Consider the following 6,056-nt stretch of genomic DNA (forward strand, 5'->3'; position numbering starts at 1 on the left):
AGCGTGCCCTGCCCGATGGCATAGCCGCCGACATTCTCACCGGCAGTGCGATTGAGCGAGCCGACAAGAGCGACACCCGTGCCAAGGCTGGAGTAGGTGTAGAGGTAGGACGATGGATCGGCGTCGCCATAGGTCTTGCCCTGGTTGGCGCTTGCCGTGACCGTGACGGCCCGCTTGCCGATGTTGAAGGTCGAGCTGTCGAAGGTGATGTCGTAATTCGAATTGTTGGTGTTGGTCAGCGTGCCCTGCCCGATGGCATAGCCGCCGACATTCTCACCGGCAGTGCGATTGAGCGAGCCGACAAGAGCGACACCCGTGCCAAGGCTGGAGTAGGTGTAGAGGTAGGACGACGGATCGGCGTCGCCATAGGTCTTGCCCTGGTTGGCGCTTGCCGTGACCGTGACGGCCCGCTTGCCGATGTTGAAGGTCGAGCTGTCGAAGGTGATGTCGTAATTCGAGTTGGTCGCGTTGGTCAGCGTGCCCTGCCCGATGGCATAGCCGCCGACATTCTCTCCGATAGCGCGATCGAGTGAGCCGACCAGCGCCACGCCGGTGCCGAGGTTGGAATAAGTGTAGAGGTAGGATGACGGGTCGGCATCGCCATAGGTCTTGCCCTGGTTGGCGCTCGCCGTGACGGTCACTGCCCGCTTGCCGATGCTGAAGTTGCTGCTTTGGAAAGTGATGTCGTAATTCGCATTGGCAGCGTTGGTCAGCGTGCCCTGCCCGATGGCATAGCCGCCGACATTTTCGCCGGCCGTGCGATCGAGAGAGCCGACAAGAGCGACGCCGGTGCCGAGGTTGGAATAAGTGTAGAGGTAGGATGACGGGTCGGCATCGCCATAGGTCTTGCCCTGGTTGGCGCTCGCCGTGACCGTCACCGCCCGCTTGCCGATGTTGAAATTGCTGCTTTGGAAAGTGATGTCGTAATTCGCATTGGCAGCGTTGGTCAGCGTGCCCTGCCCGATGGCATAGCTGCCCACATCCTCACCCGAGGCCCGGTCGAGCGCGCCGACGAGAGCGACGCCGCTGCCGAGGCTGGAATAGGTGTAGAGATAGGATGACGGATCGGCATCGCCGTATGTCTTGCCCTGGTTGGAGCCGGCCGTAACGGTGACCATCCGCTTGGCAACGGAAATCAGGCCGGTGCTGTTGAAGGCAAGGGCATAACCGTTCAGTCCAGCGGCGTTGCCGGCGTCGATGGTGACCGTGTAGGTCCCGGCTCCGAGTGGCTGGCCGACAAGCGTGGCGGGGGTATAGAGCGCGGGTGCCCCGGTGAAGGCGGTGGCGGCGCTGTCGCCGAGATAGGCGTTGGCCACGCCCGCCTGATAACCCGACACCGAATAGGCCAGCGTCGGCATCGCGTCGCCATAGATCATCGACGCATTGGCCGAAGCGAAGGTCAGCGTCGGCTGGTAGGCGAAGACATAGCGATTGCCCGTCGCATTGACCGTGCCGCCGGCAGCCGTATTCCAGATCGCCGTGTTGCCACTGTCGAGATTGCCGAAAGTGTTGCCGGTCGGACCCGCGGCATAGATCAGCCAACGGCCGGTTCCCGAAACCGAGACCGCGTCGCTGCCGCGATTGTTGACGAAGGCGCCGCCGGCCGAGAGCACGGCATTGGCGTTGCTGCCGGCGGTGACCTTGGCCGTGGATGCGATCGTCAGCTTGCCAGGGGTCTTGATCGTGACCGCGCCGCTCGCCGTCACGCCGTTGACGCCGGCAACGGTGCCGATCGTCAGGTCGCTATTGTCTGTGACGCTGACCGTGCCTGTCGACGCCGCCAGTGTGCCGATCGCATTGCCGGAGTTGTTGAGCGCGTAGCTGCCGCCGCTGCCGAGCAGCAACAGGTTGTTGGCGCTGATGCTCGCTGTCTGGCTCACCGCGCCCGTCGAGGAAATCACCAGCGTGCCGGGCACATTCATGGCCTGGTCTATCGTGAAGGCCGAGGTCGGATCGATCTCGACATTCGACAGCCCGCCGAGCAGACTGAGCGCCGCCGCGTTGCTGCCGACCGCCGTAGCGCGCGCCGCGTTGAGGGCGGACAGTGTGGACGCCGAGCCCTGCTGCTTGAGGTAACCGCCGTAGATCGACAGGCCGCTCAGCGAGCCCGTGGCGTTCTGCTGGAAGGTGGCCCCGGCCGATGGCCCGCTTGAGTTGACCAAAACCTGGCTGCCGCCCGATGCGATGGTGCCGTTAGGCAGCAGGAAATAATAATAGCCGTTGGCGCCGGTCGAGCCGACCGCAGAGGCCGGCGTCATGGTGCCGTTGACCAGGATGTTGGTGGCGACACCGGCAAGCGGCGTCGTGCCGCGATCGCTGTAGGCGGTGCCACTCACCACTTGCGGTGTCGAGCCGTAGAGCCATTTGAAGTAAGGCAGGCTGGTGTTGGCAACGAGGCCCCAGGTCGATGACGAGAAGCCGGTCTGCAGCGCGGCCATGAGTTGCGCGGTGGTCTTGCCGGTGGCTCCGGCATTGGTGCCCGTGGTGACACCGCCGCCGATGCCTGGCAGGGTCGCGCCCGCCGTCTCTGTGTTCCAATAGGAATTCTTGATCGTGGGCGAATAGGTGCCCGAGGGGTCGCTCGCATTGAAGCCGACCAGCCCGCCAACATTGGTCGTGCCGTAGACCGCGCCGATCGAATACGAGCTCTGGATGCGGCCGTTCAGGGAATAGCTGCCCATATTGGCGAAGTCGTTCTGCCCCACCAGGCCGCCGACATTGCTGGTGCCGTAGACCGCGCCGGTCGCATAGGTGCCATTGACCACGCCTTGGGTCATGCCGATGATGCTCAGGTTGCGTCCCGCGAGGCCGCCGACCTGATTGACGCCACGCACCACGCCGGTGGCGAAGGACATGTCAATGGCTGAGCCACTATCGTTACTGCCGACAAGTCCGCCGACCGCCGTATTGCCGGTCACGGCTCCGGTCGCGTAGCTGCGTGTCAGCGTGAAGGAGTTGGCGAAGCCCATCAGGCCGCCGACATAGTTGTTTCCGGTGACGGCGCCCGTTGCATAGAGATTGTCGGTCGCATTGCCGCCGACCTGGCCTTTGCCCTGCCCTATCAGACCGCCGACATTATTACCCGTGGCGGTGACTGTACCCGTGGCAAAGGACGTGCCGTAGAAACCCGAAAAGAAATAGCCGAACAGGCCACCGACATTGTCGCGGCCGCTGACAGCACCGCTCGCCGAGGCGGCGACGCTCGTGGAGCCGGTGGTCACATAGCCGGAGTTGGAGGACATATAGCCTCCCAGCCCACCGACATAGTCGCGACCCCTAACCGCACCGCTCGCGGAAACGCCGCTGACGTAACCCGCCTCTATCGAACCAGCGAGACCACCGACGAAGTCCCGCCCGCTCACTGCGGTCGAGGCAGACAGATTGGCGAGATTGATTGGGATGAAGGTGTAATTGCTGTCGAAACCGCGATTGCCGCCAAGCAGCGCCCCGACATGGTCGCGTCCGGTGACCGAGCCGCCGGTCAGCGTGATGTTCTGGATCGTCGCCGCAGTGGCAAATCCGATCAGACCGACGAAATCGGTCGTCGGCCTGTTGATGTAGAGGTTGGAGACCGAAAAGCCCTTGCCGTCCAGCGTTCCGGTGAAGGCGCGCTCGTTCGATGTGCCCATCGGCAGGTTGTCATTGGTCGGCAGATTGCTGCTGGTGGCGATCGCACTGCCGATCGGCACGAAGCCTGAAGCGCCCCACACGCCCTGGCCGCCGGCCGTCGTGCTGGCATCGATGTTGTTGCCCAGCGTGTAATTGCCATTGAGGTTGAGCGCCATCAACTGCAGCTGGTGCGCGTTGGTGATGGTGGTTGAATATTCCGACAGAAGCATCGGCCGTGTGCCGCCGGCGGCGCCACCGGCATTGTTGAGCGTCGAGTCGGTATCGACGATCACCCAGCCCTGGCCGCCGGCCGTCGTGCCGAACGTCCAGCCGGTGAAATTCGACGCCGTCATGAAATCGCTGGTGTGCAGGCCCGTGCCGCCGGTGACGGTGTTGGTGTACCCGACGCCGGCACTGGCGCCCGTGGTGTCGATGTCGAAATAGGACGACGCTATGCTGCCGATGTTGTAGCCGACCAGGCCGCCCGCATAGAAGCCGGTGAGCTTCCCGGAGGCATAGGAATTGGTGATCGTGGTCTGTGCGCTCAGCGTGGCGCCGACCAGGCCACCAAGATACCCGTTGCCCACGGTTACCGCGCCGGTCGCATACGACATGTTGATGCTGGCGCCATCACTGGTGGCGCCGACAAGACCGCCCGCCGAGGAGCCACCGCCGCCGCTCACCGTGCTGGACGAATAGGATGCCGTGATCGAAGCGCCTCTGAGGTTGCCGACGAGGCCACCCACTCGCGATGGAGAACCGCCGGTCACGGTACCGGTGGCAAACGAACCCGCGATCGACGCCCCCTGATTGGCTTCGCCGACGAGGCCGCCGCCATTGCTTTGCGACCCGACGGTCACCGTGCCGCTTGCCGAAGAGTTGGTGATGCTGCCGGAAAGACCGCCGGCAAGGCCGCCCGCGTGGCTGTAATATCCCACCGAAACGGAAGCCGTCGAGATCGCGCCGCTGATCGTGCCGTCGCTATAGCCGACAAGACCGCCGGCATATCGAAACGAGTCGCCGGTAATCTTGACCGTGCCTGAAACGGTAACTCCGCTCACTCTTCCCTGGTTCGAGCCGGCAAGCCCACCGGCGAAATTAGCGCTGCTCGTCCCCGTGATGGCGACATTGGTGAGGTTGAGGTTGCTCACCTTGGCGTCGGCGCCGATCGTCCCGAAGAGGCCGAGGGCGCTGTCCCCGGAGGTGATGGTCAGGTTGGAAATGGTGTTGCCGAGGCCGTCGAAAGTGCCATCCAGCAAGCCTACCGGCGATGACGTAAAAGTCGTGCCGCTCGCGTCTATGGAACGGCCAAGCGCGTAATTGCCATCCTGGTTGTTGTTGATGTTGCGCAGGTCGTTGAGTGTGTTGACCAGCATCGCCGCGTTCAGCGTACCGCCGCCGGCGATGTTGCCGGAATAATTCTCGGTCGGGTTCGCGTAGCTGGTCGTGTTCACGCCGCTGCCGGCCGGGTTGACCGTGGGGTTGTAATAGATCGAGACGACGCCCGAAGTGCTCGACTTGACCGTGCTGTTGGCGAAGCTCACCGTTCCCGTACCGGTGCCGGAACTATCGGCGCGCAGGTTGATCGCGCCGCCGCCGTTGCTCGTCAGGCTCGCATTGACCACGACATTTCGGTAGGCGCTGAGCGTCAGCGAATTGCCGCTCGACCATGTCACCGCGCTGGCCACGGTGATGTCGCCGGCCTGGCTGCCGGCCGTGCCTGTAGTGACTATGACATTGGCGTTGGCGAGCGCGTTCGTCAGCGTGTTGACGCGCAGGATCGAGCTGGTTTGAGTAGGCGTGAAGGTCGGTCCGGAACCGGAAACGATCGGCGTACCGGTGCTCGATATCGTCAGATTATAGGGATCTAGCAGTAGGTAGCCGGTGTCGCCGAAACGGGCACTGAGGTCGACATTGCCCTCGAAATCAAGGACGCCTTTGCTCGACACCTCGGCGAAACCGCCGTCACCGCCGCTGTCGCCGCCGCGCGCCAGGACTGTGCCCTGGAAACCGGTGACTTCGTCGGACCAGACGATGATGGTGCCGCCGGAGCCATTGCCGGTGGCGCTGGCATTGATCGTCGTGGCCGCGTCCACATCCGTCGTCTCGGCCCGCTGCAGCGTGCCCGATCCCTGTTTGTCGCCGCCGATCTTGATGGTGCCGCCGCCATCCTTGCCTGAGGCGTCGACCTTGGCGGCCTTCAATTTCAGCTTGCGGCCGGTCATCGTGATCTTGCCGCCCTTGCCGCCGCTCGCGGCCGAAGCGTCGAGCTTGCCCGAAACTTCGACCTCGCCCTGATCGCCGCCGAGCACGATCGAGCCCGACTGGCCCGATACCGTGCGCGCCTCGATGACGCCGGACATGTTGACCGCCTGGCGCGCCGCATCGCGCACCGCCGCCGCCTTCAGCTCGACCGTCCCGCCATCGGCACTGATCGTGCCGGAATT

1 protein-coding gene is annotated in these 6,056 nt (G+C 63.9%); it reads right to left on the bottom strand.

What is annotated here, in order from left to right; genetic code table 11:
• The coding region (locus tag FFS37_RS35430; RefSeq protein WP_269750989.1) for an MBG domain-containing protein at window positions 1–6,056 on the bottom strand (6,056 nt) is incomplete at both ends.

The sequence above is a fragment of the Mesorhizobium comanense genome, assembly GCF_005503535.1.
Taxonomy (GTDB): Bacteria; Pseudomonadota; Alphaproteobacteria; order Rhizobiales; family Rhizobiaceae; genus Mesorhizobium; species Mesorhizobium comanense.